The sequence below is a fragment of the Burkholderia multivorans ATCC BAA-247 genome (genome assembly GCF_000959525.1).
Classification (GTDB): Bacteria; Pseudomonadota; Gammaproteobacteria; order Burkholderiales; family Burkholderiaceae; genus Burkholderia; species Burkholderia multivorans.
Genome location: NZ_CP009832.1, coordinates 1,004,741 through 1,028,385, shown reverse-complemented (window position 1 = coordinate 1,028,385; position 23,645 = coordinate 1,004,741). Strand labels below are relative to the sequence as shown.

The window sequence follows — 23,645 nt, the reverse complement described above, 5'->3', positions numbered from 1 at the left end:
GGTCAGTGCGAGACAGGCTTGCGGCCCGACAGGCGCTGCACGCGGATGAGGCGCCAGGTGCCGTCGTCGATCAGCCGCTCCAGCGTCTGGCCCAGGGTGTCGAAGAACACTTCATCGACCCGCTCGACCAGTTCGCCGTCGCGGCGCAGTTCCACCGCGTAGAGATCGAGGCCGCGCTCGTAGAGCACGGTGACGTGCCCTTGGAACTTCGCCGAGGCGACCGTGAAGCCGATGGCCGGCGGCGTGGCGATGATGTCGCTGGGGCTCGGATCGACCACGGTGAAGTCTCGCGCGCCGGCATCCACCAGCAGGTGCGTGATGCGGCGGAAGCCATCGGGCGCGGGCAACTGCTCCAGTTGGTGGATCAGCTCCTGCAACTCGGGGCACTGCGGCTCCGCGATCGGCAGCTTGGCCGGCGCCGAGCCCAGGATGAACCGCTTCACCGTGTAGGCTTGGCCGCCAGCAGTGAACTCGGTGCTTTCCTCGGGCGTGTCCGCGCGCAGGCCGTCGAAGCGGCGCCGCGCATACGGTTCGACCTGCACCTTGGCGCCTTCGTCGGGCACGTCGGTGACGAGCGCCTTGTCGAGCACCGCGAACTCGGCCCGGCCCGTCTTGACGACGATGGCCTCGTCGGTGGTGGCGATGACCTTGCCCTCGAAGGGCTTGGGATCGATGTGGACGCCCAGCGTCGAAACCTTGGGCTGGCCGTCGAAGATGTTGAACTTGAAGCTGCGGACGTTGGAAGGCACGTGGCCGCGAACCAGCGTCGGCATCTGTGCGCGGATGGCTTGGGTATCCATGGAAAAGCTCCTTGTGGCAATCCAAGGAACTCCCGCCCGCAAGGGAGGCATGTCCCTTGGGGGTGAGGTGGATGGACGCGCATGCGCCCGTGGAAGGAAAAACAACCAGCGCGGCGAACCGCACCGCAGCCTCGAAGGTCTCGACTGCCTGGGCATGCTTGCCGGCAACGCCAGCGAACATGCGATCAGCGTGCGGCAGACGCAGGCCAGCGTCGCGAGGGAATCGGCACTGCGCCGCCACCGACTTCCTCAAAAAAAACGAGCCCCGCGTGGAGGCTCGTGAGGTGGTGTCAGTCGTCGTAGATCGGCAGTCCGTCCAGCACCTGCGCATCGGCATCGAAGACCAGCATGCGCACGTCGGCGAGCGCGGCCAGGTGCAGCACGTGCACGAGGGATTCCGGCATGCCCTTCTTGCGGTGCTCCTGCATCAGCCGCTTGGCCGTGATGCCTTCGACCGCGCGCAGGTTGTCATCCGTCCAGGGCGTGGCGATCAGCTTCACGCCGATCGCCGGGCTGTACGGGATGCGGAAAGCGATGAACAGGAACAGCGTCGGCGTGGCGATGTCCGCCAGCTCGGCGAGGAAGCGATGCGCTTCGGCGTCGAGGTGCCCGCTGCTGATCTCCCAGCACCGGCTGTAGAAGCCAGTTTCATAGCGTAGGCGCCGCACGACTTCCCGGGCCGCCTCGTCGGAGTAGGTGTCGCCGACGTGCAGCGGCTTGCCTTCTTCCTGGGCCATGACGGCGTAGACCACGTTGCGGGCGAGCCCGTGGCTGCGGCATTGCGCCTCCAGTTCATCGGGAACCGCCTGGTCCTCGGTGATCAGCACGAAGTCGTCCGAGAAGATGCAGGCCCTCCGTTCGACCTGGCCGTCCGGCAGATGCGACTGCGAGGGATGCAGCGGCAGGTAAGTCAGCGGGCAGTCGTCGTCATAGGAGACGGCGAGCAGCCGTTCGACCGACAGGCCATCGTAACCGCGGACAAAGGGATTGTTGTTCGAGTAGGACATGGGATTTCTCCAGCAGAGGATGGCCGAGGCAATCCCCTGCTGGGGATTGAACCCCAGCGGGTGGATGAAGTGGCAGCCGGTCAGTCGGCAGCGGTAGAGGACGGGTCGCCCAGCGTCTTCAACAGGTCGAGCAGGCCGCCATTGGCAAGCTGGTACAGGCGGTTGTAGTCATCGCCGGTCGGCGCCTGCTCCAGGCGATCAAGCCGCGCATCCAATTCGAGGATGCTCTGGTGCACGCCGCGGGCGATGCTCAGCGCCGAAGGTTCGTCGGCCGGCTTGCGTGCATCGAGTACCGAGAGGATTTCGGCGGGCGACGGGTAGCGGCAATCGGGGCCGTACTCGACCGCGAACACCTCGCGGCCGGTCAATCCGGCGTCCGGGGCTCCGGTGCTGACGCGCAGCACGTATTCATCGAGCACGTCGTTGCCGGCGTAGTCGAACACCACCATGCGCGGCTTGGGCACACCGTCCGGCCAGCCTTCGAGGATGACCGCATCGATGTCGTCGTTGGTCACGAGCAGACCGATGGAAAAGCCTGGGGACATGATTCACTCCTATGAAAAAAGGAGGGACATGGCCCCGAACAGGGACGCATGTCCCTCGTGGGGTGGGAAGAAAAGAAGAACGTCGGCGGGCCGAAGCGGCTCACCAGCCGTTGTAGTTCAGCGTCAGGTCGGCGATGACCTTGCGCCGTTCGAGATCGAGGCCGCCCAGGTCGGACAGACCCTCGAAGCCGCAACGCTTGAGCATCGCGCCACCCTCGCGGGCGTTGTAGAAGCTCACCATCGCGGACAGGAACATCCGCTGGCCGCTGCTCAGGACGCCCAAGGCATCGTTGAGCATCAGCAGGTTCGGCCGCAGATCCCACTTGGTGGTGGCACGCTGCAGGCCTTCGCGGGTGCCGTCGCCAAACCATTCGGCTCCGGCGATGCGTGCACCGCGCTTCCACGCCTCGAAGAAGGCTTGCGGCGCGGCGGCGAAGTGCTGGTGTTCCAGCTCGATCTGATCAAGTACCTCTTGAGGCAGGGCACGGTTCATGACATGGGCTCCAGGTGGTTGGATTCACGGGTAGAGGCGCTGCTGAACATGAACGGCATCGGCGTCGTGAAACGCCCGTCCGCGGTGGTCGATGCGAAGCGGACTGGTGGTGGGTCGCACGAGGAGAGTCCCGCGGCAGCCGAAAGACCCAGGCTGCTGGCATGTGCTGATCAGGTCAGCAACACGTGCCGCAAAGCATCACGCCGGGGCGCGTTCTGCGTCACGGGGGAATCGGTTCCCGCCTCGTCCCTGATTGCTGCTGGGTGCTGTTCAATGATTCGATAACTGTTGTATCATTGAACAATGAACGAGATCCAAGCCATTTCTGCCCTGGGCGCCCTGGCTCATACCCAGCGCCTCCGCGTGTTCCGTGCCTTGGTCGTCGCCGGCCCCGAAGGGCTCACGCCCAGCGTCCTGGCCGACCAACTCGACGTGGCCCGCAACACGCTGTCCTTCCACCTGAAGGAGCTGGCCCATGCTGGCCTGGTCAGCATCGAACAGCAGGGCCGCAACCTGATCTACCGCGCCGACTTCGCCCACATGAATGGGCTGCTCGGCTACCTGACCGAGCACTGCTGCCAAGGCGGCGTGTGCGAGGCCAACGAATCCACCCGCGCCTGCACCACCTGCTGAAAGGAACCTTCCCATGAAACGCTTTCACGTCCACCTGCATGTCGATGACCTGGATCGCAGCATCGGCTTCTATTCCCAACTGTTCGCCGCGCAGCCGGCGCGCATCGAGAGCGACTATGCGAAGTGGATGCTCGAAGACCCGCCGGTCAATTTCGCCATCTCCACGCGCGGCAGCAAGCCGGGCATCGACCACCTGGGCATCCAGACCGACGACGCCGAAGAACTGGCCGCCCTGAAAGCCCGCGCGCAGGCCGCCGACATGGCGCTGCTCGACGAGGGCACCACGACCTGCTGCTACGCGCGCAGCGAGAAGCACTGGATCACCGACCCGCAAGGCGTGGCCTGGGAGCACTTCCACACGCTGGGCAACATCCCCGTATTCAACGAAGCGCCGCCGCCCGCGCCGGGCACCGCTCCGGCCTGCTGCGCGCCGAGGAATGGCCGGGCTACCGCGAAGCAGGTTTCTTCCTGCTGCTGACACGAGGCGCGCATGACGACTGAAAAAACCTACAACGCGCTGTTCATCTGCACTGGCAATTCGGCGCGTTCCATCCTGGCGGAAGGCATCCTCGACGAGCTGGGTCAAGGGCGGTTCCGCGCCTATTCGGCAGGGAGCCACCCCAAGGGCGAAGTCCACCCGCTGGCGCTCGCCACGCTGGAGCGCCTGCACCTGCCGACGACCGGCTACCGTAGCAAGAGCTGGGACGAACTCGTGGCGCCCGGCGCGCCGATGTTCGATTTCATCTTTACCGTCTGCGACAACGCCGCCGGCGAGGTGTGCCCCGTCTGGCCGGGCAAGCCGGTCTCGGCCCATTGGGGCGTGCCTGATCCGGCCGCCGTCGAAGGCAGCGAGGAACAGCAGCGTAAGGCGTTCATGGACGCTGCGTTGACGCTCAAGCGTCGCATCGAGCTGTTCCTGTCGCTGCCGCTCCAACGGCTCGATGCCATGTCGCTGCAGCACGAGCTGCGCGCCATCGGCAAGCAGTGAGGTAGCGCGATGGCCGTACAGACCGAAGCCGTTGCCGCCACGCCATCGTTCTCGATGAGCATCTTCGAGCGCTACCTGACGGTGTGGGTGCTGCTGTGCATCGTCGCCGGCATCGCCCTGGGCCAGTTCGCGCCCGGCGCATTCCAGGCCGTCGGCCGCATGGAAGTGGCCCAAGTCAACCTCCCGGTCGGCCTGCTGATCTGGATCATGGTGATCCCCATGCTGCTCAAGGTGGACTTCGGCGCGCTCGGCCAGGTCCGCCAGCACTGGCGCGGCATCGGCGTGACGCTGTTCGTCAATTGGGCGGTCAAGCCGTTCTCGATGGCGCTGCTGGCTTGGCTGTTCATCCGTCATGTCTTCGCCGACTGGCTGCCGGCCGATCAGATCGACAGCTACGTCGCCGGCCTGATCCTGCTGGCCGCCGCGCCCTGCACGGCGATGGTGTTCGTCTGGAGCCGGCTGACCGGCGGCGATCCGATGTTTACGCTGTCGCAGGTGGCCTTGAACGACACCATCATGGTGTTCGCCTTCGCGCCCATCGTCGCCCTGCTGCTCGGCCTGTCCTCGATCGTCGTGCCGTGGGACACCCTGCTGATCTCGGTGGTGCTCTACATCGTCATCCCGGTCATCATCGCCCAGGTATGGCGCCGCTCGCTGCTGCGTCGTGGACAGGCAGCGTTCGACCGAGCGCTGGAACGCATCGGCCCACTGTCCATCGCCGCGCTGCTGTTGACCCTGGTGCTGCTGTTCGCCTTCCAGGGCCAGGCCATCCTGCAGCAGCCGCTGGTCATCGCCATGCTAGCCGTGCCGATCCTGATCCAGGTGTTCTTCAATTCCGGCCTGGCCTACTGGCTCAACCGCCGTGTCGGCGAGAAGCACAACATCGCCTGTCCCTCCGCGCTGATCGGTGCGTCCAACTTCTTCGAGCTGGCCGTGGCGGCCGCCATCAGTCTGTTCGGCTTCCACTCCGGCGCCGCGCTGGCCACCGTGGTCGGCGTGCTGATCGAGGTGCCGGTGATGCTGCTGGTGGTGCGCGTGGTCAACCGTTCCCGCGACTGGTACGAACAGGCCCCGCGCAATGTGGTGAGGCATCCGGCATGAGCACCGTCACGATCTACCACAACCCGGACTGCGGCACGTCGCGCAACACGCTGGCGCTGATCCGCGCCAGCGGCATCGAGCCCACAGTCATCGAGTACGTGAAAGCACCGCCCGACCGCGAGACCTTGAAGGCGCTGATTGCGCGGATGGGCATGCGCGTGCGGGATGTGTTGCGCGTCAAGGGAACGCCCTACAAGGAACTGAACCTGGATGCCGCGCATTGGAGCGACGACCAGTTGATCGACCAGATGCTGGCGCACCCGATCCTCATCAATCGGCCCATCGTGGTGTCTCCCCTGGGCGTGCGGCTGTGTCGCCCTTCGGACATGGTGATCGAGCTGCTGCCGCAGCGACCGGCGGGCGAGATTTGCAAAGAAGACGGCACGACGCTCCTGGTGGACACGCCGATCGCCGGCAGTGACCCGGACCTTGCGCTGGCGCTGCACGAGGCCGGCCTTCCCACCGCCGACCTGACCGAGCCGGGGCGTCGCTTCTTCGCCTATGCCACCGTGTCAGGTGAGCGCGTGGGCTTCGGCGGCTTCGAGCATATGGGCCAGGACGTGCTGGTGCGCTCCCTGGTGGTTCTGCCACAAGCACGCCATCGCGGCACCGGCAGCGGCATGCTCGCAATATTGCTGCGCCGCGCCTTCGATGAAGGCGGACGCCAAGCCTGGTTGCTGACGACGACGGCAGCGCCGTTCTTCGAGCGTGCGGGCTTTAGTCCCGCGGAGCGCACTGCCGCGCCAGCGGCGATCCTTGCCACACGGCAGGCCGCGAGCTTGTGCCCTTCGAGTGCTGCGCTGCTTAGCCGCCGCATGACGTTGTGATGCAGTCTCGCAAGACTGTGCCGGAGCGGGGATGAATCCGTAGATGGAACAAGCGCCGAAGGTCACTCAGACCTTCGGCTGGAGAGGAAGCAAACCACCTGTGGGCTGCAAGCAGGCCAGGCCGTCGTCAAAGCCATTCGCTGCGTCAGCAATCTCACCCGGCCCGTTTCGTGGCTGGGGCCGGCATCCTCTGGCGTGTATCCACACACAAAGGGAACCCGTTTTTTCACCGGCGGGCACCGGCACCGAATACCGTCGACCGCAAGCGGTCTCCTGGCACCTCGCAGCCTTGCGGGCCAAGGCGTCAGGAGACCGCTCGCGGATGGACGCGAACACCTCGATCAGCGGAACCGCGTCGAGCGCGATTCGATGGAGCAATGACCTTCTCGCCCTGTGGCGGTCTCGGGCCAGCAGGACGCGCACACCGTTGCAGAAGGGAACGCGCGCTGGGGAATCCCGCGGGGAGCGGGAGGTTTGCCCCGCCGTCGGCAGCAGCCGGCGTGGCAGAGGGAGACGTGGGCGTCAGTTCGCCCTGGAGCGCCGACGCGGCGTGCTGGATGGTCGGCGGGAGGCGCCGCGCTTGCCTGCCGCGGTATCTTCGACCGGCTGCGTGCCCTTGCAGTCCGGGTAGCGGCTGCAAGACCAGAACGCGCCGCTCTTGCCGCTGCGCTGGCGCATCGGTGAACCGCACTGCGGGCAGTTCGGCGCGGGCGGCAGCTTGAGGTCCAGCGTGGCGCCGCGGTACTGCCGCACGAGCTGGGCGACCCAGCTCGATTGCTTGGCGATGAAGGTGTCCAGCGTCATCTGGCCTGCCTCGATCATGTCCAACGCCTGCTCCCACACCGCCGTCGTGCCTGGGTCGGCGATGGCCGTCGGCACCGCGTCGATCAACGTGAAGGCCGCATCCGATGCGCGGATGGCACGGCCCTTCGTCAAGAGATAACCGCGGGCCAAGAGCCCGCTGATGATGTTGGCGCGCGTCGCCTCGGTGCCGATGCCCGTGGTGTCCTTCAGCTTCTGCTTCAGGCGCGGATCGGTCACGAGTTTGGCGACGCCCTTCATGGCCTTGACCAGCTCGCCCTGCGTGTAGGGCTTGGGCGGCAGCGTCTTCAACGCCTTCAGTTCGACCTGGCCAACCTGGCAGGAAGTCCTAGCTTGCAGCGGCGGCAACACCTGGCCGCGCTGCGCGTCCTCGCCGTCCGTGTCGTCGGGCACCGACGCCGCCAGCACCTGGCGCCATCCAGCTACCGCGATCTGCTTGCCGACCGCCACCAGCGACTGCCCGTCGCACGTGAGCTGCGCCACCGTCCGGTCGAACTCGTGATGCGGCAGGAACTGCGCGAGGTAGTGGGCGCGGATCAGCCGGTAGACGGCCAGCTCCTTCTCGCTCATCACCGAGAGATTGGCCGGTTCCAGCGTCGGAATGATGCCGTGGTGCGCCGTGACCTTGCCGTCGTTCCAGGCGCGCGAACGCTGCTGGTGATCCAGGCGGTCGATCAGCGGCCGCAGACCGGGATCGGTCTTGACCAGGCTGTCGAGGACGGCCGGCACCTCGGCCAGCATGCTCTCGGGCAGGTAGCCCGAATCCGAGCGCGGATACGTCGTCGCCTTGTGCGTCTCGTACAGCGCCTGGGCGATGTCCAGCGTTTCCTGCACGTCCAGGCCCAATTGCTTGGAGCACACCTCTTGCAGCGTGCCGAGGTCGAACGGCAGCGGCGGGCCTTCGCGCACGCGCTCGGTCTCCACCGACAGCACCTGGGCGGCGCCGGCCGCGCGCAGGCGCTCGCCGGCCTGCTGCGCCACCGGCTGCTGCAGGCAGCGGCCGGCCTCGTCGGTACTGCCCTGCGGCGGCGTCCAGCTTGCGACGAAGGTCTGGCCCGCATGCGAAAGCGCGACTTCGATGGCCCAGAACGGCACCGAGACGAAGCGTGCGATCTCGCGATCACGGTCTACGACCAGCTTGAGGGTCGGGGTCTGCACACGCCCGACCGACAGCACGCCGGTGTAGCCGGCCTGGCGGCCCAGCAGCGTGAACAGGCGACTCAGGTTCATCCCGATCAACCAGTCGGCACGCGATCGGGCGAGCGCGGAGAAGTACAGCGGCAGCGTCTCGGCGGATGGCTTGAGTGCACCCAGCGCCTTGCGGATCGACGCATCGTTGAGCGCCGACAGCCACAGCCGCTGGATCGGGCCACGGTAGCCGCACAGCTCGATGATCTCGCGGGCGATCATCTCGCCTTCGCGATCAGCGTCGGTCGCGATCACCAGCTCGCCCGCCTTGGCGACGAGCTGCTGCACGACCTTGAACTGCGCCGCGGTCGCCGCCTTGGGCTCGACACGCCAGCGCTCGGGAAGAATGGGCAGTTGCTCGATGGCCCAGCGCTTGTACTGCTCGCCGTAGCCTTCGGGCGGAACCGCCTCGACCAGATGACCGATGCACCAGGTCACGACGACACCGGCACCACTGTAGCAGCCGTTGCCGCGTTGGCCGGCGCCCAGCACACGGGCGATGTCCTTGCCCTGGGACGGCTTCTCGCACAGGAACACGCGCATGAAGCCTCCTTGGAAGTGTGCGGTTCATCGGATGGCCCCAGCTTGGCCGGGCCAGCGGAGGACGGCAGCAAGGAAGCCGATCGGCGCAGACACCGCTTTGTGATCGGCAGACGATGCGTTGCCGCAGCGGCATGCGCGGCACTGCAACGGCTGGCGCAGCGAGGGCGTAGTTTCGGGAGGGCGGCTGGAATTCGGTGGAACACCCTGGCGCTATCCCCTGGGGATAGCTGGTGCATGGCGGGCGTCTGACGGTTGCTACAGCCGCCCCCTCGGAATCAGCCCTTGGCCTTGGTTTCCTTCGGCGCCTTCGTCCCCTTGGTCTCCTTCGGCGGCGGTACTGCGGCCTCGGGTTCCAGCGTCCTGGCGCTGAGGGTCACGGCCTGGATGCGGTACGGCAGAATGCCGATGCGGCGGGCCTCGATTTTGAAGGTCGTGCGCTCGTTGTCGTCGGCGTCCTCCCACTCGTCCTTCACCGTGCGGCCTTCTACCAGCACGCGCATGCCCTTCTGGTACAGGTCTTTCCAGTGGTCGGCGTCGCGGTGCCACAGCTCCACCGGCGCCCAGAAGCCGCCGCGGTCCTCGAATTCGCCGTCCTTCTTCGGGATCGGGTTGTCGAAGTAGACGTTCAGGCGCAGCAGCCGACGCGGCTCGTCGTTGCCGTTGGGGAATTCGCGGTAGTCCGGCGCAGAACCGATGTTGCCCTCGCCGACGAAGTGCGTGCTCATGGTGACTCCTTGGGGGTGGTGGATGGAACGGACGCGGCATGCCCGTGGACACGTCGCAGGTAAGCCGCTTCGGCCTGAGCGGCCTTGCTGGCGCACTCCTGGGCCTGGCGGCCCAGCGTGTGAAGGAGGCTGATCTGCATGTTCAAAGCGATGCGCTGCAGCTCCATCGCGTACAGGTCGTCGATCAGCGAGGCCGGCGTCGCCGGGCGGTCGAGCAGCGATTCCCACAGCGCCACGCCCATGGAAGAACGGTCGTGGTTGCGCCAGCGCAGGAAGGTCGTGCCTGCGCCAGTGGTCTGCTGGGCCAGTTGCACGTCGAGCAACGTGAAGGGATAGGCCCGCGCCTGTTGCAGCACGCGCCGCTGCGCCAGGCCGATCAAGTCGTCGCGCAGTGCCGTGCATTGGTTGGCCCAGGTCTCCAGACTCCCCTTACCTTTAAAAGGCTGTAAAAGGCCTTTTAGGTAGGGGCCGTGTTCTAGGCGCTGGAAGTCCGCCTGTTCCAGCGGCAGGAAGCGCGCCGGTTGGCCGGTGGAAGACGATGCTGTCATGCCTTCGTGCCTTCGCCGTCATGGTCGTGGTCGTCGTCCGCCACGTCGGCTGCGCCAGCGCTGGGTGCCGCATCGGGGGCTGCACCCGGCTTGCCCGACCGCCGTGCGATCGGTGGCGCAAAGCGCGAGCGGCGCGTGCCTTCGAGCACGTCCTGCGGCAACTCGCCGAACTTCTCCAGCGCCGCCCGCGCCACCGCGTTCTTCGAGGCGAAGTCGTCGCGCGTCGCGCCGGAGTAGCGGTACTGCTGTGCCAGCGAGAACAGGCTGCGCAGCGCATGCGCGCCGTCGTTGAGCCAGCGTTCCAGCGTGCTGCGGTCGATCAGCGCGGTGTGGTGGGCGAGGATCAGCTTGCGGGCCAGGTCGTCGTAGTCGGCCAGCAGGTACACCGCCATGAAGCCGAGTTGCGCATTGACGAACAGCGGCAGCTTCACAGGCTGCACGTTCATGTTCTCGCCCAGCGACAGCGCGGGCGGCACGTCGGCCAGCGCCTGGTCCACCTGCTCACGCAGCGCCTGCAAGCTGGCCTTGGTCTGCGTCAGCTTGTCCTCGATGCGCAGCATCCAGAAGTCCGAGTAGGGGTCGTCCTGCTCGGCGCCGCGCTTCATCTTGTTCATCACGCTGATGTAGCCGTTCAGGCCGATGATCCCGGTCCGGCCCTCGGCGGGCGCTCGGCCATGCCAGATGCGTGAAGCGTGGTGGGTGTGCAGCGTCAGCGACATCGCGCTGCGCAGCGATCCGAGATTCAACTGCAGGGGCGGCTGGGATTCGTTGGCCATGATGACGACTCGCGGTAAGGGAACGAGCCGCCAGCATCGGCATCGCCCGGAAGGGCGTCAGTCAACAAACCGCAGCGGGTGCGTCCCCCGTTGTCGTCCCGGAAGGCCGTGTGTTCCGTCTATCCCCAGGGGATAGCTGCCGTCACGGGCGATGAAGACGCGACTGAGCCGGACGGCGCGGAAGGCGGCGTGTTCCATCTATCCCCTGGGAATAGGTCCGCACCGGGCTGCGACGATGTGACGCATGACAGCACCGAAGCCGATGGCTGGAAGGCTTCGTGTCCCAGCTATCCCCTGGGGATAGCTGCTCAGGAATCGCCGAGCGTCGAACGCAGTTTCGCCAGGTAGGCCCGCGCCGCCTCGCGGCCAGGGCCGTTCGGCGCAGGCGGTGGCGGTGCAGAGGGTGCGGGTGCGGCTGGACGTGGCGGCGTCGATGGCGAGCCGCCTTCGCCGGCCCAGGCCTTGAACTCGCCGCGGATGGCTTTCTGGATGATGCCGAACAGGTAGCCGGCCGGGTTGCGCACCGCGCTGTTGCGGCAGCGTGCATCCCATTCGTCCAGCACCGCCTGCCGCAGTGACTCGTCCACCTGCTGCAAGGCCACCAGCGCGCCGCTTTGTTGCTCGTCCTTCAGGCGCAACAGACGCTCGGGCAGGCGCAGGTGTTGCAGCGCCTTCGCGCGCGGTACTGTACGTACTTGATTTATACGATCCATACGTACAGTACGGTCCTCCTTCGGATTCCGAAGTGAGCCGTCTGGCGCGGGTTTCGGCCCAGCTTCGGATTCCGAAGACGTGGCTTCGAGATTCCGAAGCAGGCCGTCCTGGCCTTCTTCGGATTCGTGATCCACAGGGTCTTGTGGATAACTCGCATCAGCCCATTCGCTGCGTGTCATGCGCTGTGCCAGCACCTGCAGGCGCGTGGGCAGCGTGCGGCCGTTGAGCATCGGGTCTTCGGCGATCTCCCGCAGCGTGTTCATGCCGACGATCTGCACCGCCTTCGCGGCATGGGTCAGCGCCTGGCTGACCAGGCCCAGGTAGTCGGGGTCGAGCTGCATCGCCTCGAAGGGCGTCAGCGGCTCGTCGTGCAGGACATAAAGGTTGCCGAGGATGCGGCCGGTCTTCGGATCGCGGCGCCGCCGCACCAGGCTCAGCCAGCGCGTCAGCCGCAGCAGCGTCAAGGCGCGCGCCACGGTCTCGTGCGAGGCCTGCGCCGCGCAGGGCATCGAGGCGAGGTAGGGGCGAAGCTGGTCGTAGGTCGGGAAGGTCGTCACGCCGTCGTCGTTGAGCTGCAGGCGGAACACCTGCCAGGCATTGCGCTCCAGCGGCGTCAGGCGCCGATCGAGGAACAGCGCAAGCGGCACGCTCTCATGGCGGTTGCCGCTGTAGAGGAAGCCCTCGCTGGCCGGCGCAGCAGCTTGCGCCGTGGTCGTGCCGTGCCCGGCCGGCTGCGCGGGGGGCAACAGTTGCCGCAGCGCGTCGTCGAATAACGCGGACAGCGCAACGGGGCCATCGCGCCGTGGTGCGCCGCCCGTCGCCATGACCTACACCAGCCCCTGGTCGATCCAGTTGCGTATCGCCGCCCAGATCACCGACATCGGCAGGCTCAAGGTCTCGGCCAGGTCCATGGTCAGCGACAGCATCGCCACTTCGTCATCCAGCGCGATGCCGCGTTCGGCGATGCCGGCCTGCCAGTGCTTCCACAGCGCCGTGTCCTGCGCTTCGTCCAGCACCGGATGGCGCCCCTTGCGCTTGGGCAGTCCGAGAATGTCGCGGCGCAGGGCGACCTCCTGGTGTGTCAGGCCGTAGAACCGGCTCACCATCTCCGTGCTGGCGCCCAGGCGCAGCATCCGGTCCACCGTGGCGATCTCGCGCTCCACGTCATGCACCTGGCTTAGCAGCCGCTTCAGCACATCTCGGTTCACCGACACCGAGCACCAAGACACCGTGGCGTTGACCAGCATGCTCACGAGTTCGGGGTGCTTGAGCGCGTCCAGTTCCTCCTCGCCGAAGCCCATCGCCTTGCAGCGCCGCAGTTGCCCATTGCGCAGGTCGTGCAGCGCCTGTGCGATGACGGCCTGGTTGAGCGGATGCGGTGCCGACATGATGGCCTCCGCTCAGGCGCCGTGGCCGAGGTTGCTGGAGGCCGCGCCGGTCTCCAGATCCAGCAACCGGCGCGCCAGGCGCAGCAGCCGGAACAGCTTTACCAGCCCGGCATCGCTCAGGCGCGGATATGCGCCGCCGCCATGCAGCAAGGCCGCCAGGTCGTCGGCCAGCCGGGCGCCATCGAGGCCGGCTGCGGGTCGGGGCGCGGCGCATAGCGCATGCAGCAAGGTCAGCACCGCACGCGCGAACGGTGGCAATGCGCGCACCGCCGGGGGCGCCACGCAGACGAAGCCGATGCCGCCTTCGCTGGGCTCGACCTGCCCGGCCACGTCGGCTTCCTCGGCGATCTCGCGCGCGAACTGCGCGATGTGCATCCGCAGCCGATCCGGCACGTCCAGGCCGGGCTCGATGTACCAGACGTCCGAGATGGGGTAGAGCCCGCCCGCCTGCACGGGGATCGCGCGCAGCGCGTCGGCCTCGAAGTCGGGCAGCTTGTCGCCCATCTGATCGGCCACCATGCGCTGGATGGATTGCAGGCGTTCGGTGGTCGGCGCGGGCGACACGATATGACCCTGCAGGCGCTCGTCGCGCAGCCCGCCGTCCTGCTGCAAGCCCTCGGCGCCGACGGCCGGTGCAGCCAGGCCGGCGCCCGCCGGCGCGGAAGTACGAGGCTCCGACGACTGCACCGTAGGGCCTGCCGGCGACGAAGGCGGTGACGGTGGCCGCGGCGGCTCGGGTGCGGTCGGTGCCACAGGTCTTGCCGCCTGCGACGGCGCGGGATCGCTGGTCAACGCACGCTGGCGGCTCTCCGTGTCGTCGATCTCTAAGGCCAGCGTGTCGTAGTCCGCCTCCAGCAGCTCGGCCATCTGGCCGACCAGCTCGTCCTGCACCCGCTGCGGTGAGAAGTTGTCGGGCTGCGTGTCGAACTGCGCGAGCACGTCCTGGAACAGCGTAGCGAAGTCCATCGACAGGTTGCGTCCCAGGGCACGCCGCTCCCAGGTGCGTTCGCAGGCCTTGCGCAGCACTGCGAGCCGTTCAACCTGATGCCGGCCAAGCCCGCCGTACAGCAGCGTGGGGATCGCCGGCAGCAGGTAGTGCACGGCGTCCTGCATGCGGCTGATGTGCGACTGCGGCAGCGGGAAGCCATCGGCCGTAAGCCGCCGCGCCAGCTCGCTCTGCGACAGCGGCTGGCCGCTGTCCCGCCCCATTTCCTGCTCGTAGAACTCGCGCGCCTTCTCCACGCCCAAGGCCCGCTCGATGAAGCTGAGCCCGCCGCGCAACTCGTTCTCGGCCAGGTGCCCGGTCAGCATCACCACTTCGCCGCGCTGCGGCCACGGGCGGAACAGGCAGGGGATGCGGAAGAACCGTTCGTCTTTCGTCTCGCTCCACAGCTCGCGCAGGATCGCCAGGCGCGTGTTGCCGCCGTTGCGGATGATGTAGTGCGATTCGCCGGGCCGGCGCGTGATCGCGGGCGGCGCATCGAGCCCGCGTTCGCGGATCGAGGCCTTGATGTCCTCGTAGGCCGGGTTGCGCGTCACGCGCGGGTCGTGGTCGTAGGGGCGCAACTGGTCCAGCGTTACCACCATCGGCGTGTCGGCGATGGGGTCGCTCAGGGCCGCGACCGAAGGGCCGTTGCGCTCGAAGCCCGAGGCCAGCAGCTTGGCGGCCATGTCCTGCGGCGTCAGGTCAGCCACGGCCGTTCTCCTGAGATGCTGCAACACCCTGGGCCGCCTGCCGGTCGGCGCGGCGAAGCTGCGCACGGGCGTTCCGCTCGGCGCGGTGGTCGCTCGCCGTCGAGCTGGTGTAGATCGGCGCGCAGCCTTGCTTCGTGAACAGCAGGTGCCCGCCGCGGGTGCGCACCACCTTCCAACCTTCTCCCAGGGCGAACTCGATCAGCCCTCGCAGCCGCTTGTGGCCGCGGGCCAGGTCATGTGCGCTGGCCATGGCCGGCCCCTCCCGCGTCGCCTCGGCCGGTGACGAGCGCAAAGCGCTCCTGCCACGCCGGGAACAGCTCGCCGGCCAGCGCGCGCATGGTCTCCAATGCGGCGGGTGCCGTGCGGCCCGCCGGCTGGCGGTATTCCACCCGATGCACCGGCAGGCCGCGCGTCGCGGCGCGCGGATAGGCTTCGATCGCCGGCACGTCGGTGTCCAGCACGCGCACGCCAGGCTGCTCCTGGAATACCTGACGCAGCGCCTGCTGGATCAGCCGCGCATTGGACGACACCGGATGCACGCGGTTGATGAGCAGGTGCAGCGGCGGCGGCTCGATGCCGAGGTGGCGGTACGGCGCGATGTCCTCGATGAGTTGCAGCGTGCCGCGCCGCAGCTCGCGCGCCGCGAGGATTTCCGGCGTCACCGGCGACAGCGCCAAGTTCGAGGCCAGCACCGCCATCTCCAGCAGCACGCTGCGCGCGCCCTGGGTGTCGATGAGCAGCAGGTCGTAGCTCGGCGCCAGCGTGGGCAGCAGGTGGCGCAGCCGCAATCTGCCATCGGGCGCGTGCAGCAGCAGCGTGTTCAGCTCGCCGCGGTCGTCGTTCGAGAGCACCAGGTCAAGCCGCTCGAACGCGGTGCGCGACACCAGTTGCTCGGCGCGCTGCTCGTTGTAGGCCAGCATCTCGTAGATGCCGGCCGGCGCGCGCTCGGCCAGCGTGAAGTAGCTCGACAGCGTGGGCTGCACGTCCAGGTCCAGCAGCAGCACGCGCAGCCCGGCGTCGGCTGCGAAGCCGCCCAGGTTGGCCGCCGTCGTGGTCTTGCCGACGCCGCCCTTGGTCGAAATGATGGACACCACCTGCATGGGCTTCTCCCGGTTGAATGGCATGTACCGAGGAAAAGCGTCAGGCGCGCTCATTGAGGCGATCGGCGATCCATTGCTCGACCTCCGCCGAGTCCCAGCCCACGGCGCGCACGCCCAGGCGCAGCGCCTTGGGGAACTTGCCTTCTTTCATCAGGCTGTAGATGTGCGCGCGCTTGAAGCCGGTTTTGGCCTCGACTTCGGCGCGACGCAGGATGCGGTGCTCGGCCGGCACTGCCGGCGCGGTGGTCTGCGAAGACATGAGAGACACTCCTTGACGCTCACTAGCGCTGTTCGGAAAGTGCCTCGTATTCAATACACCACAGTCGCCGAAATCACTGCAATTGCAGAAGCAGCGACTGCAATTGCAGTGCGCCGCATCGGCATCATGCTGGCCGCGTCGTCAGCGCGACTCCTCCAGGTGGCGCCGCGCCTGCGCGAGCTTGCTCCACAGCGTCCGCTCGCTGAGACCCGGCCGCCCCTCATGGTGTGCGATCAGCGCGCTGACCACGGCATCCATGCTGCGGAACGACGAATAGGCCGCGCCTGACGGCGAATTGCCCAGCAGCAGCGTCAGCAGTCCGCCTATGATGTTGAGGTAAGTCGTCTCGCTGCGCAGGCCAGGCTCGCGCGCCTGTTCGTCGTTGGCCGCGCGCGTGGCATGTTCCTTCGCCAGTGCTTCGTGCGCGGTGCGCAGCGTTTCATGCACCAGGGCAAGTTCGGCAAGTTGCGACTTCGCTGCTTCGCGATCGGCCAGCAGGATGTTGAGCGTGTCCACACTCACCGCCGGATGCACCGCGCGTTCGATGCCGTCAAACAAAAACCCCGGCCGATCGCCGGGGTAGAACTGCGACATCCACGCTTTCAAGTCCACGTGGCGCACGGTCAACTCGGGGTCGTCGAGCGCCGGCCGCTGCGAGTCCAGCACGATGCCGGCCTTGCCACCGGGCAATTCGCCATGCGTCAGCGCGTCGAAGATGCGCTCGGCATACAGGCGCAGCAGCGGCCAGCGCGGGAATTCGCCGGGCTCCGGCATGGCACGCTGCGCCAGCGCTTCCAGAATACGCTGCTCGAAGCGCAGGAGACCGCACCAGCGGACGGCCGCCTCGATCGGTCGGTAGTACGTCTTTGCGCCAAAGGCGTGGCTGCTCGATTTCGGCATATCGCGCTCTTCCCATCGTCGGATCGACACATGGCAAGCGCGCGCGGCCCACATGGGCGCAGCGATTGCCCAAAGAACCCGATGAAGCGCGAGCCGGTCGGCATCGTGGTGGACGTTGGGTGCGGCGATGTCGCCGAGCGTTGCGCAGGGGGCAAACCTCCTTGCGGTGCCCGCTACACCTCCACCATAATGCACCTGCGAAAAATCTTGTTACCGGCGCAACGGTTTGAAAAGCCGCGCATCCAAGTTCGATCAGGAAGGGATGCCGCGCTTTACCGGAAAACCAGGGCAAAGTTTTCGTAGGAAAACGGGCGGGGTAAAGCGCCAATGCGTCTTCCGGCTGAGCCGGTTTGCATCCAGCAAAGGCTCATGCGTTCTGCGTCACTGCAGTGACCTCGACAGCTTGAAGGTGCCTTGCGTGATGCCGGGTGGATAGGCCCGATTCGCCATCCATGCCCGTGACGCAAAAGGTCGGCCGCCGATGCAATTCGGGTCAAGGTCCAGACCGAAAAGGAATCGTACCGTCCAAAATCCCCGCGTCACATCGGGCGTTGATCGGTGCCTTGCGGGCGTCCGACACGATCCACGCGGTCGATGAACTGCCGCAGCGGCTCCATGATTTCGCCTTCGGGTCGCAGTAGATAGGTCGTCAGCGAAGCGGTCTCGTCGGCCAGCGGCCGCACGACGACATCGGCCTGATGGCAACCCGCCAGATGCGCCGCGCTCGAAAAGCCCACGCCGTAGCCGGCGGCCACGAGGGCCAGCATCAGGGAATGGGTCTTGACGTACTCGGCTACCGTCGGCTGCGCATCCACCGTGCGGAGCAGCCGTTCGCGCTGCCGGCTGCAACCTTCGCAGACCTGGGGATCGCACAGCACCAGCGGATAGCTCGCCACTTCCTCCAGCGGCACTTCCTTGAAAGCCAGCAGCGGATGCCTGGCGGGCAAAGCCAGCACCAGCGGGTCTCGCCACACCGGCATGGCGACGACGCCGGCGTCCATTTCACCAGCCAATGCAAAACCTGCGTCATACAAGTCGTTGCGCAGTCCAGTCACCAACTGCGCCAGTGGCGCTTCAAATATCCGAATGCCGACCTGTGGTGCCTCCTCGCGGCAAAGCGCAAGCAACGCCGACAAGCGGGCCTGCCCCATGTCACCCGATAGTGCAATGCGCAGCGTGTTCCGCTGGTTCGCTGCGGCGCGTGCCTTGGTCTGCGCTTGCTCGAAGGCCAGCAGTACGCGCCGGGCTTCTTCGAGGAAGACCTGTCCCGCCGGTGTGAGACGAACACTGCGTGGCAAGCGGTTGAGCAGCGGCACCCCTAAATCCGCCTCCATCTGGCGGATCGTGCGCGACAGTGGAGACTGTTCGATGTGCAGCCGTCGAGCAGCCCGGCCGAAGTGCAGTTCCTCGGCTACGGCGATGAAGCAGCGAAGATGGCGTAAGTTCATGCTTTCTCCCTACCGATGTGATCAGTCCATATCATCGTAGGGAGCCGAATAGTGCGGAGGATTCACCTCTGTATCGAGATGAGAGCCATCCTGGGGGGGATGCTCGGATGCTTTTCGCCCATGTCAGCGCCTACGGCGAAGCTCTCGTTCGAGATCGCCCAGCTGCGACGCCTGAAGTTCGGCAAGAAGAGCGAGCAGTGGGCTGCTGCCGGTTTCATGGACACCTTGTTAAGGTCGATGCCGAACAACGCGCGCTGTTCGACAAGGCTCTGGACGCCTACATTGCCTCGGCCGAGGCGCAGCATCAAGAACTGCTGAGCAAGACGAAGCCGCCGGCTACGCATGGCGCGGTGCCGAAGCGCACCGCCTTGCCGGCGGACTACCGCGCGTGGACCGCCACCACGAGCCCGAGAACACCCGCTGCGCGTGCGGCTGTGCGCTCAAGCGCATCAGCGAGAAGCTGGACTACACGCCGGGCGTGTTCACGGTCGAGTGCCACATCCGCGGCAAGTGGACCTGCGCACAGGTGCCGAACGCTGACCCAGGCGCCGGTCCCGGCGGAGATCATCGCCAAGGGCATCCCCACCTCCGGGCTGCTCGCGTAGGTGCTGGTCGCAAAGGACTCCGACCATCTGCCGCTTACATGGTCGTCCCTAGGCAAGCAGGAATCAGCTGCGTGAGTGAATCGGGAGGTTTGCGTAGCTGATGGCTGGTCAGCAGCGTCTGCGCCGGCGGCTTCACCGGCACGAAGCGCATGTGCGGGCGGGTCGCCGCCTCGCAGATCGCTGCGGCATCGGCCGCACCGTTCTTGCGTCCCTTGCCGGCCATGCGGTAGGGCGTGACGAAGTGGCCTGCAATCAGCCGCGCATCCAGCCCATAGCCGCGCAACTTGCGTGCCCAGTGATGCGCACCGCCGCAGGCCTCCAGGGCCACCAGGCAGCCGGGAGGCAGCTGCGCGCACCAGGCCGCAAACTTGTCAGCGGCCAGCGCCTTGGCAACCACCACGCGCGCATCCACCGCATGCACCTAGATAACCCGCTTGGCCAGATCCACCCCGACTCGGGCAATCTCGTTCATGGACTTCCCCTTTCACATGGCTGCAGATTGATGACTTGGGGAGCACCATCGCGGTGGCAGCCAACATTTGTTTCCTGGCTGCTTACGATTGAGTCACATCAATCGGCCAGCAGATCGCTGGATGTTGACTCTTGACTTTCGGCATGTTAGGCGCAATATCTTGCAAAGTCTTGCAAGAATTTCCTCAGGCGAGGCCGCGTGACGACGGAACTTGTGGGGGTGGTATGACAGCGCGCCAGCTGGCGATCTTCACACTCGACGAGTTGGCTGCCTACTTGAAAGTCGGCAAGCGGACGCTTTACCGGCTCGCCTCGCACGGGGAGATTCCGGCCTTCAAGGTCGGCGGGACGTGGCGGTTTCGTCAAAGTGAAATCGATCGATGGATCAATGATCAGATCCAAGCAGGCAGAAAGAAGGAGGTGATACGCACAGATGAGCAGCCAAGGTCAGCGGAACACTCCGTGTCGTCTGGGCGCGCTGTCCGTCGCCGCAGGCAAACGGAGTGAGCGAGAGTCTTCAATTTTTCTTCTGGAGGTGTGACATGGACATTGACTTCAAGAAATTGGCTCCCTGGAACTGGTTCAAAAAGGAGCAGGAAGAACAACAGAGCACCGCCTCGCTGCCGGTGCAGCGCAATGACCTGCCGGCGGCAGGCGGGCCGGTCAGCCCCATCCTGCAATTGCATCGCGAGATCGATCGCCTGTTCGACGAAGCGTTTCGAGGCTTCGGTTTCCCGGCGCTGGCCTTGCCGCGCTGGCCGGCGGACTGGCCGGGCATGCTGAAGCCGGCGCTGGACATCCAGGAAACAGACAAGCAGTACACGATCGCCCTGGAAGTACCCGGCGTCGAGGAAAAGGACATTCAGATCACGCTCGATAACGATGTGTTGCTGGTGCGCGGTGAAAAGCGTCAGGAGCAGGAAACCAAAGACGGTGGTTTCCACCGGGTGGAGCGCTCCTACGGCAGCTTTCAGCGCGCTCTGAACCTGCCGGCCGATGCCAACCAGGACACGATCAAGGCCGCTTTCAAGAACGGCGTGCTCACGATCACGATGGACAAGCGCGAGGCCAGTACGCCCAAGCAGGGGCGCTCGATCCCGATCAATGGCTGACGCCCACCTGCTAGTCCTTTGCAAAAAACCAAGTGAAGGGCGAGGCGCCTTGATCTGCGGTGCCTCGCCCAGTTAACCCTCCCGGAGTATCAGCATGGCCAGAAAACAATGCCAAGTCTGCGGCCAACCCGCCACGGTGCGGGTGGAAGCCAATCTCAATGGTCGCCACAGCACCATGCTGTTGTGTGACGATCACTATCGCCAACTGGCGCGCCAGCAAAAGCGCACCGTCTCGCCGCTGGAGGCTCTGTTTGGCTCGCGCAGCGGTTTGTTCGAAGACTTCCTCGGCAGCGACTTCTTCCGCATCGGTGACGATGCACCGTCCGTGGCGGCTGATGCCGACGAAGTGGTCGATGCGTCTTTCGGCGAATCCGCTCCCGCAACGGCGGGCACGGCGCGCCGCCGCGGCAGTGGGCTGGCCAGCCGTATCAGCGAACAGTCTGAGGCCCTGTTGCAGGAAGCCGCCAAACATGCTGCCGAGTTCGGCCGGCCCGAAGTCGATACCGAACACCTGCTGCTGGCGCTGACCGGCAGCGACGTGGTCAAGACCATCTTAGGGCAGTTCAAGATCAAGGTCGATGACCTCAAGCGGCAGATTGAATCCGAAGCCAAGCGTGGCGACAAGCCGTTCGAAGGCGAGATCGGCGTGTCGCCACGTGTCAAGGATGCGCTCAGCCGTGCCTTCGTGGCCTCCAACGAGTTGAGTCATTCCTATGTGGGGCCAGAGCACTTTCTGATCGGCCTGGCCGAAGAAGGCGAAGGCTTGGCAGCCAACCTGCTGCGCCGCTACGGGCTCACGCCGCAGGCGCTGCGCCAGCAGGTGAGCAAGGTGGTCGGCAAGGGGGCCGAGGACGGCCGTGCCGAGACGCCGACCAATACGCCGGAACTCGACAAGTATTCGCGCGACCTCACCAAGATGGCGCGCGAGGGCAAGCTCGATCCGGTCATCGGCCGCGCGCAGGAGATCGAGACGACCATCGAAGTGCTGGCCCGGCGCAAGAAGAACAACCCGGTGCTGATCGGCGAACCCGGCGTCGGCAAGACCGCCATCGTCGAAGGGCTGGCGCAGCGCATGGTCGCAGGCGAAGTGCCCGAAACGCTGCGTGACAAGCGCCTGGTCGAACTCAACATCAATGCCATGGTGGCCGGCGCCAAGTACCGCGGCGAGTTCGAGGAGCGCGTGCAGAAGGTGCTCAAGGAAGTGACCGAGCACCAGGGGGAGCTGATTCTCTTCATCGACGAAGTGCACACCATCGTCGGTGCCGGCCAAGGTGGCGGCGAAGGCGGGCTGGACGTGGCCAACGTCTTCAAGCCGATGATGGCGCGCGGCGAGCTGAACCTGATCGGCGCCACCACGCTCAACGAGTATCAGAAGTACATCGAAAAGGATGCCGCGCTGGAGCGTCGCTTCCAGCCGGTGATGGTGCCCGAGCCGACGGTAGCGCAGACCATGATGATTTTGCGCGGCCTGCGCGACACCTTCGAGGCGCACCACAAGGTCAGCATCACCGAGGATGCGATCATCGCCGCCGCCGAGTTGTCCGACCGTTACATCACCGCGCGCTTTTTGCCCGACAAGGCCATCGACCTGCTCGACCAGGCGGCCGCACGCGTGAAGCTGTCGGCCACGGCGCGCCCGGTGGCGGTGCAAGAGCTGGAGTCCGAACTGCATCAGTTGCGGCGTGAGCAGGACTATGTGGCTTCGCGCAAGCAGTACGACAAGGCTGCCGAGCTCGGCAAGCGCATCGAGGCCAAAGAGGCCGAACTCAAGAAGCTCGTCGAGGATTGGGAGCGCGAGCGCGCCTCGGGCAGCGCCGAGGTCAAGGCAGAGCACGTGGCGCAGATCGTCTCGCGGCTGACCGGCATCCCGGTCAACGAGCTGACGGTGGAAGAACGCGAGAAGCTGCTGCATCTGGAACAGCGGCTGCATGAGCGCCTGGTGGGACAGGACGAAGCAGTACGTGCCGTGGCCGATGCCGTGCGGCTGTCGCGCGCAGGCCTGCGCGAAGGCAGCAAGCCAGTGGCCACCTTCCTGTTCCTCGGGCCGACGGGTGTGGGCAAGACCGAACTCGCCAAGGCACTGGCCGAGTCCATCTATGGCGATGAGGGCGCGCTGCTGCGCATCGACATGTCCGAGTACGGTGAACGCCATACCGTGGCACGCCTGGTGGGCGCGCCTCCGGGTTATGTGGGCTACGACGAGGGCGGCCAGCTCACCGAGAAGGTGCGCCGCAAGCCCTACAGCGTGTTGCTGCTCGACGAGATCGAAAAGGCGCACCCCGACGTCTACAACATCCTGCTGCAGGTGTTCGACGACGGCCGCCTCACCGACGGCAAGGGCCGGGTGGTGGATTTCACCAACACCATCATCATCGCCACCTCGAATCTGGGCTCGGACATCATCCAGCGTCGGCTCAAGGCGCGTGGTGCCGCCGGCGAGGAGTATGAAAAGACCAAGACGGAGGTGATGGACGTGCTGCGCGGGCATTTCCGCCCCGAGTTCCTCAACCGCATCGATGAAATCATCGTCTTCCATGCGCTGGGCAAGGAGGAGATCCGCCATATCGTCGGCCTGCAGCTCGATCGCGTGGCGCGCAACGCCGCCAGCCAGGGCGTGACGCTGGCCTTCGATCAGACCTTGATCGATCACTTCGCGGAGGAAGGCTACAAACCCGAGTTCGGCGCGCGCGAGCTCAAGCGGCTGATCCGCAGCGAGCTGGAAACCGCTCTGGCGCGCGAGATGCTGGGTGGCGGTATCGGCAAGGCCGATCACGCCAGCGCACGCTGGGACGACAAGGCCGAACGCGTCGTCTTCGAGCGCAAGGAGCCACCCGCGCAGCCGGCCGAGCCTGAAAAGCCCGATGCCGCGAACGTGGCCGAGGCACCGCCGAACGGCGAGAGCAAGGCTACGCGCAAGAAGAAGCCGGCGGGCGGCGAATCTTGAGCGATGGGAGGCT

The 23,645-nt window shown here is 66.1% G+C and carries 25 protein-coding genes and 2 pseudogenes; 10 read left to right on the top strand and 17 right to left on the bottom strand.

All coding sequences use genetic code 11. From position 1 onward, the window contains the following. Positions 1-2: 2 nt before the first annotated feature. On the bottom strand, positions 3-800 hold the full coding sequence (locus NP80_RS17165) for a hypothetical protein (RefSeq protein WP_006410677.1): 798 nt from the start codon (positions 798-800) through the stop codon (positions 3-5). Here NP80_RS17165 and NP80_RS30925 point away from each other — a divergent pair. Next, the gene (locus NP80_RS30925; RefSeq protein WP_124988535.1) at positions 799-1,083 is read left to right on the top strand and encodes a hypothetical protein; all 285 of its coding nucleotides are present in this window, start codon (positions 799-801) and stop codon (positions 1,081-1,083) included. The two genes, NP80_RS17165 and NP80_RS30925, sit on opposite strands and share 2 nt — an antisense overlap. Before the next feature lie 7 nt (positions 1,084-1,090). On the opposite strand, the gene NP80_RS17160 is transcribed toward NP80_RS30925, so the two are convergent. The 3 genes from NP80_RS17160 to NP80_RS17150 form a co-directional block, all read right to left on the bottom strand. Further along, on the bottom strand, positions 1,091-1,807 hold the full coding sequence (locus NP80_RS17160) for a DUF5983 family protein (RefSeq protein ID WP_006410654.1): 717 nt from the start codon (positions 1,805-1,807) through the stop codon (positions 1,091-1,093). A gap of 80 nt (positions 1,808-1,887) precedes the next feature. Further along, a complete protein-coding gene (locus tag NP80_RS17155) occupies positions 1,888-2,352 on the bottom strand; it encodes a hypothetical protein (protein WP_006410674.1) in 465 nt (154 codons plus the stop codon). A 100-nt stretch (positions 2,353-2,452) separates the two neighbouring features. Next, the gene (locus tag NP80_RS17150; protein WP_006410659.1) at positions 2,453-2,845 is read right to left on the bottom strand and encodes a hypothetical protein; all 393 of its coding nucleotides are present in this window, start codon (positions 2,843-2,845) and stop codon (positions 2,453-2,455) included. A 303-nt stretch (positions 2,846-3,148) separates the two neighbouring features. On the opposite strand from NP80_RS17150, the gene NP80_RS17145 reads away from it, so the two are divergent. From NP80_RS17145 to arsN2, 5 genes are read left to right on the top strand one after another with little or no spacing between them, the layout of a single operon-like run. Continuing rightward, positions 3,149-3,478, top strand: a complete 330-nt coding sequence (locus NP80_RS17145; RefSeq protein ID WP_006410656.1) for an ArsR/SmtB family transcription factor — start codon at positions 3,149-3,151, stop codon at positions 3,476-3,478. Positions 3,479-3,491: 13 nt separating this feature from the next. Beyond that, the gene (locus NP80_RS17140) at positions 3,492-3,956 is read left to right on the top strand and encodes an ArsI/CadI family heavy metal resistance metalloenzyme (protein ID WP_006410682.1); all 465 of its coding nucleotides are present in this window, start codon (positions 3,492-3,494) and stop codon (positions 3,954-3,956) included. Between the two features lie 12 nt (positions 3,957-3,968). Then, positions 3,969-4,466, top strand: a complete 498-nt coding sequence (locus tag NP80_RS17135) for an arsenate reductase ArsC (RefSeq protein ID WP_006410663.1) — start codon at positions 3,969-3,971, stop codon at positions 4,464-4,466. 9 nt (positions 4,467-4,475) lie between these two features. Continuing rightward, positions 4,476-5,567 (top strand): ACR3 family arsenite efflux transporter, encoded by a 1,092-nt coding sequence (arsB, locus tag NP80_RS17130; protein WP_006410676.1) that lies wholly within the window; start codon positions 4,476-4,478, stop codon positions 5,565-5,567. Next, on the top strand, positions 5,564-6,394 hold the full coding sequence (gene arsN2 / locus NP80_RS29825; RefSeq protein WP_006410668.1) for an arsenic resistance N-acetyltransferase ArsN2: 831 nt from the start codon (positions 5,564-5,566) through the stop codon (positions 6,392-6,394). Before arsB ends, arsN2 begins: the two co-directional genes overlap by 4 nt. Before the next feature lie 522 nt (positions 6,395-6,916). Here arsN2 and NP80_RS17120 read toward each other — a convergent pair. From NP80_RS17120 to NP80_RS17065, 12 genes are all read right to left on the bottom strand, one after another. Next, entirely contained in the window at positions 6,917-8,947 is a 2,031-nt protein-coding gene (locus NP80_RS17120) for a DNA topoisomerase III (RefSeq protein WP_006410664.1), read from the bottom strand. Positions 8,948-9,222: 275 nt separating this feature from the next. Continuing rightward, on the bottom strand, positions 9,223-9,672 hold the full coding sequence (locus NP80_RS17115; protein ID WP_006410649.1) for a single-stranded DNA-binding protein: 450 nt from the start codon (positions 9,670-9,672) through the stop codon (positions 9,223-9,225). Next, a complete protein-coding gene (locus tag NP80_RS17110) occupies positions 9,669-10,220 on the bottom strand; it encodes a DUF3158 family protein (protein ID WP_006410647.1) in 552 nt (183 codons plus the stop codon). The genes NP80_RS17115 and NP80_RS17110 overlap by 4 nt, the downstream gene beginning before the upstream one ends. Further along, entirely contained in the window at positions 10,217-10,996 is a 780-nt protein-coding gene (locus NP80_RS17105) for a PFL_4669 family integrating conjugative element protein (protein ID WP_006410666.1), read from the bottom strand. The genes NP80_RS17110 and NP80_RS17105 overlap by 4 nt, the downstream gene beginning before the upstream one ends. Positions 10,997-11,304: 308 nt before the next feature. After that, entirely contained in the window at positions 11,305-12,534 is a 1,230-nt protein-coding gene (locus NP80_RS17100; protein ID WP_006410660.1) for an STY4528 family pathogenicity island replication protein, read from the bottom strand. 3 nt (positions 12,535-12,537) lie between these two features. Then, the gene (locus NP80_RS17095) at positions 12,538-13,098 is read right to left on the bottom strand and encodes a DUF2857 domain-containing protein (protein WP_006410671.1); all 561 of its coding nucleotides are present in this window, start codon (positions 13,096-13,098) and stop codon (positions 12,538-12,540) included. A gap of 12 nt (positions 13,099-13,110) precedes the next feature. Next, positions 13,111-14,793: a ParB family protein gene (locus tag NP80_RS17090; RefSeq protein ID WP_006410657.1), complete on the bottom strand. Its 1,683-nt coding sequence runs from the start codon at positions 14,791-14,793 to the stop codon at positions 13,111-13,113. Next, a complete protein-coding gene (locus NP80_RS17085) occupies positions 14,786-15,043 on the bottom strand; it encodes a hypothetical protein (RefSeq protein WP_003454921.1) in 258 nt (85 codons plus the stop codon). Before NP80_RS17085 ends, NP80_RS17090 begins: the two co-directional genes overlap by 8 nt. Beyond that, positions 15,027-15,893: a ParA family protein gene (locus tag NP80_RS17080; protein WP_006410655.1), complete on the bottom strand. Its 867-nt coding sequence runs from the start codon at positions 15,891-15,893 to the stop codon at positions 15,027-15,029. The genes NP80_RS17085 and NP80_RS17080 overlap by 17 nt, the downstream gene beginning before the upstream one ends. Before the next feature lie 40 nt (positions 15,894-15,933). Further along, complete coding sequence (locus tag NP80_RS17075; RefSeq protein WP_006410661.1) at positions 15,934-16,152, bottom strand: AlpA family transcriptional regulator; 219 nt, start codon at positions 16,150-16,152, stop codon at positions 15,934-15,936. Between the two features lie 141 nt (positions 16,153-16,293). Beyond that, the gene (locus NP80_RS17070; protein ID WP_034016796.1) at positions 16,294-17,052 is read right to left on the bottom strand and encodes a hypothetical protein; all 759 of its coding nucleotides are present in this window, start codon (positions 17,050-17,052) and stop codon (positions 16,294-16,296) included. Positions 17,053-17,591: 539 nt separating this feature from the next. Further along, entirely contained in the window at positions 17,592-18,500 is a 909-nt protein-coding gene (locus tag NP80_RS17065) for a LysR family transcriptional regulator (RefSeq protein ID WP_006410652.1), read from the bottom strand. Between the two features lie 150 nt (positions 18,501-18,650). Between NP80_RS17065 and NP80_RS31940 the strand changes: the two are divergent. Further along, positions 18,651-19,102, top strand: a pseudogene (locus tag NP80_RS31940) (transposase domain-containing protein); the annotation flags it as partial. A gap of 121 nt (positions 19,103-19,223) precedes the next feature. On the opposite strand, the pseudogene NP80_RS17055 reads toward NP80_RS31940, so the two are convergent. Further along, a pseudogene (locus tag NP80_RS17055) lies at positions 19,224-19,517 on the bottom strand (IS110 family transposase); the annotation flags it as partial. A gap of 203 nt (positions 19,518-19,720) precedes the next feature. Here NP80_RS17055 and NP80_RS17050 point away from each other — a divergent pair. The 3 genes from NP80_RS17050 to clpK all read left to right on the top strand — a co-directional run bounded on the left by NP80_RS17050 (position 19,721) and on the right by clpK (position 23,632). Further along, positions 19,721-20,083 (top strand): helix-turn-helix domain-containing protein, encoded by a 363-nt coding sequence (locus NP80_RS17050; protein ID WP_436967851.1) that lies wholly within the window; start codon positions 19,721-19,723, stop codon positions 20,081-20,083. 35 nt (positions 20,084-20,118) lie between these two features. Continuing rightward, positions 20,119-20,688, top strand: coding sequence for an Hsp20/alpha crystallin family protein (locus NP80_RS17045; protein WP_006410662.1), 570 nt, complete (start codon positions 20,119-20,121; stop codon positions 20,686-20,688). A gap of 94 nt (positions 20,689-20,782) precedes the next feature. Continuing rightward, positions 20,783-23,632: a heat shock survival AAA family ATPase ClpK gene (clpK, locus tag NP80_RS17040; protein WP_006410678.1), complete on the top strand. Its 2,850-nt coding sequence runs from the start codon at positions 20,783-20,785 to the stop codon at positions 23,630-23,632. The last annotated feature ends 13 nt before the right edge of the window (positions 23,633-23,645 follow it).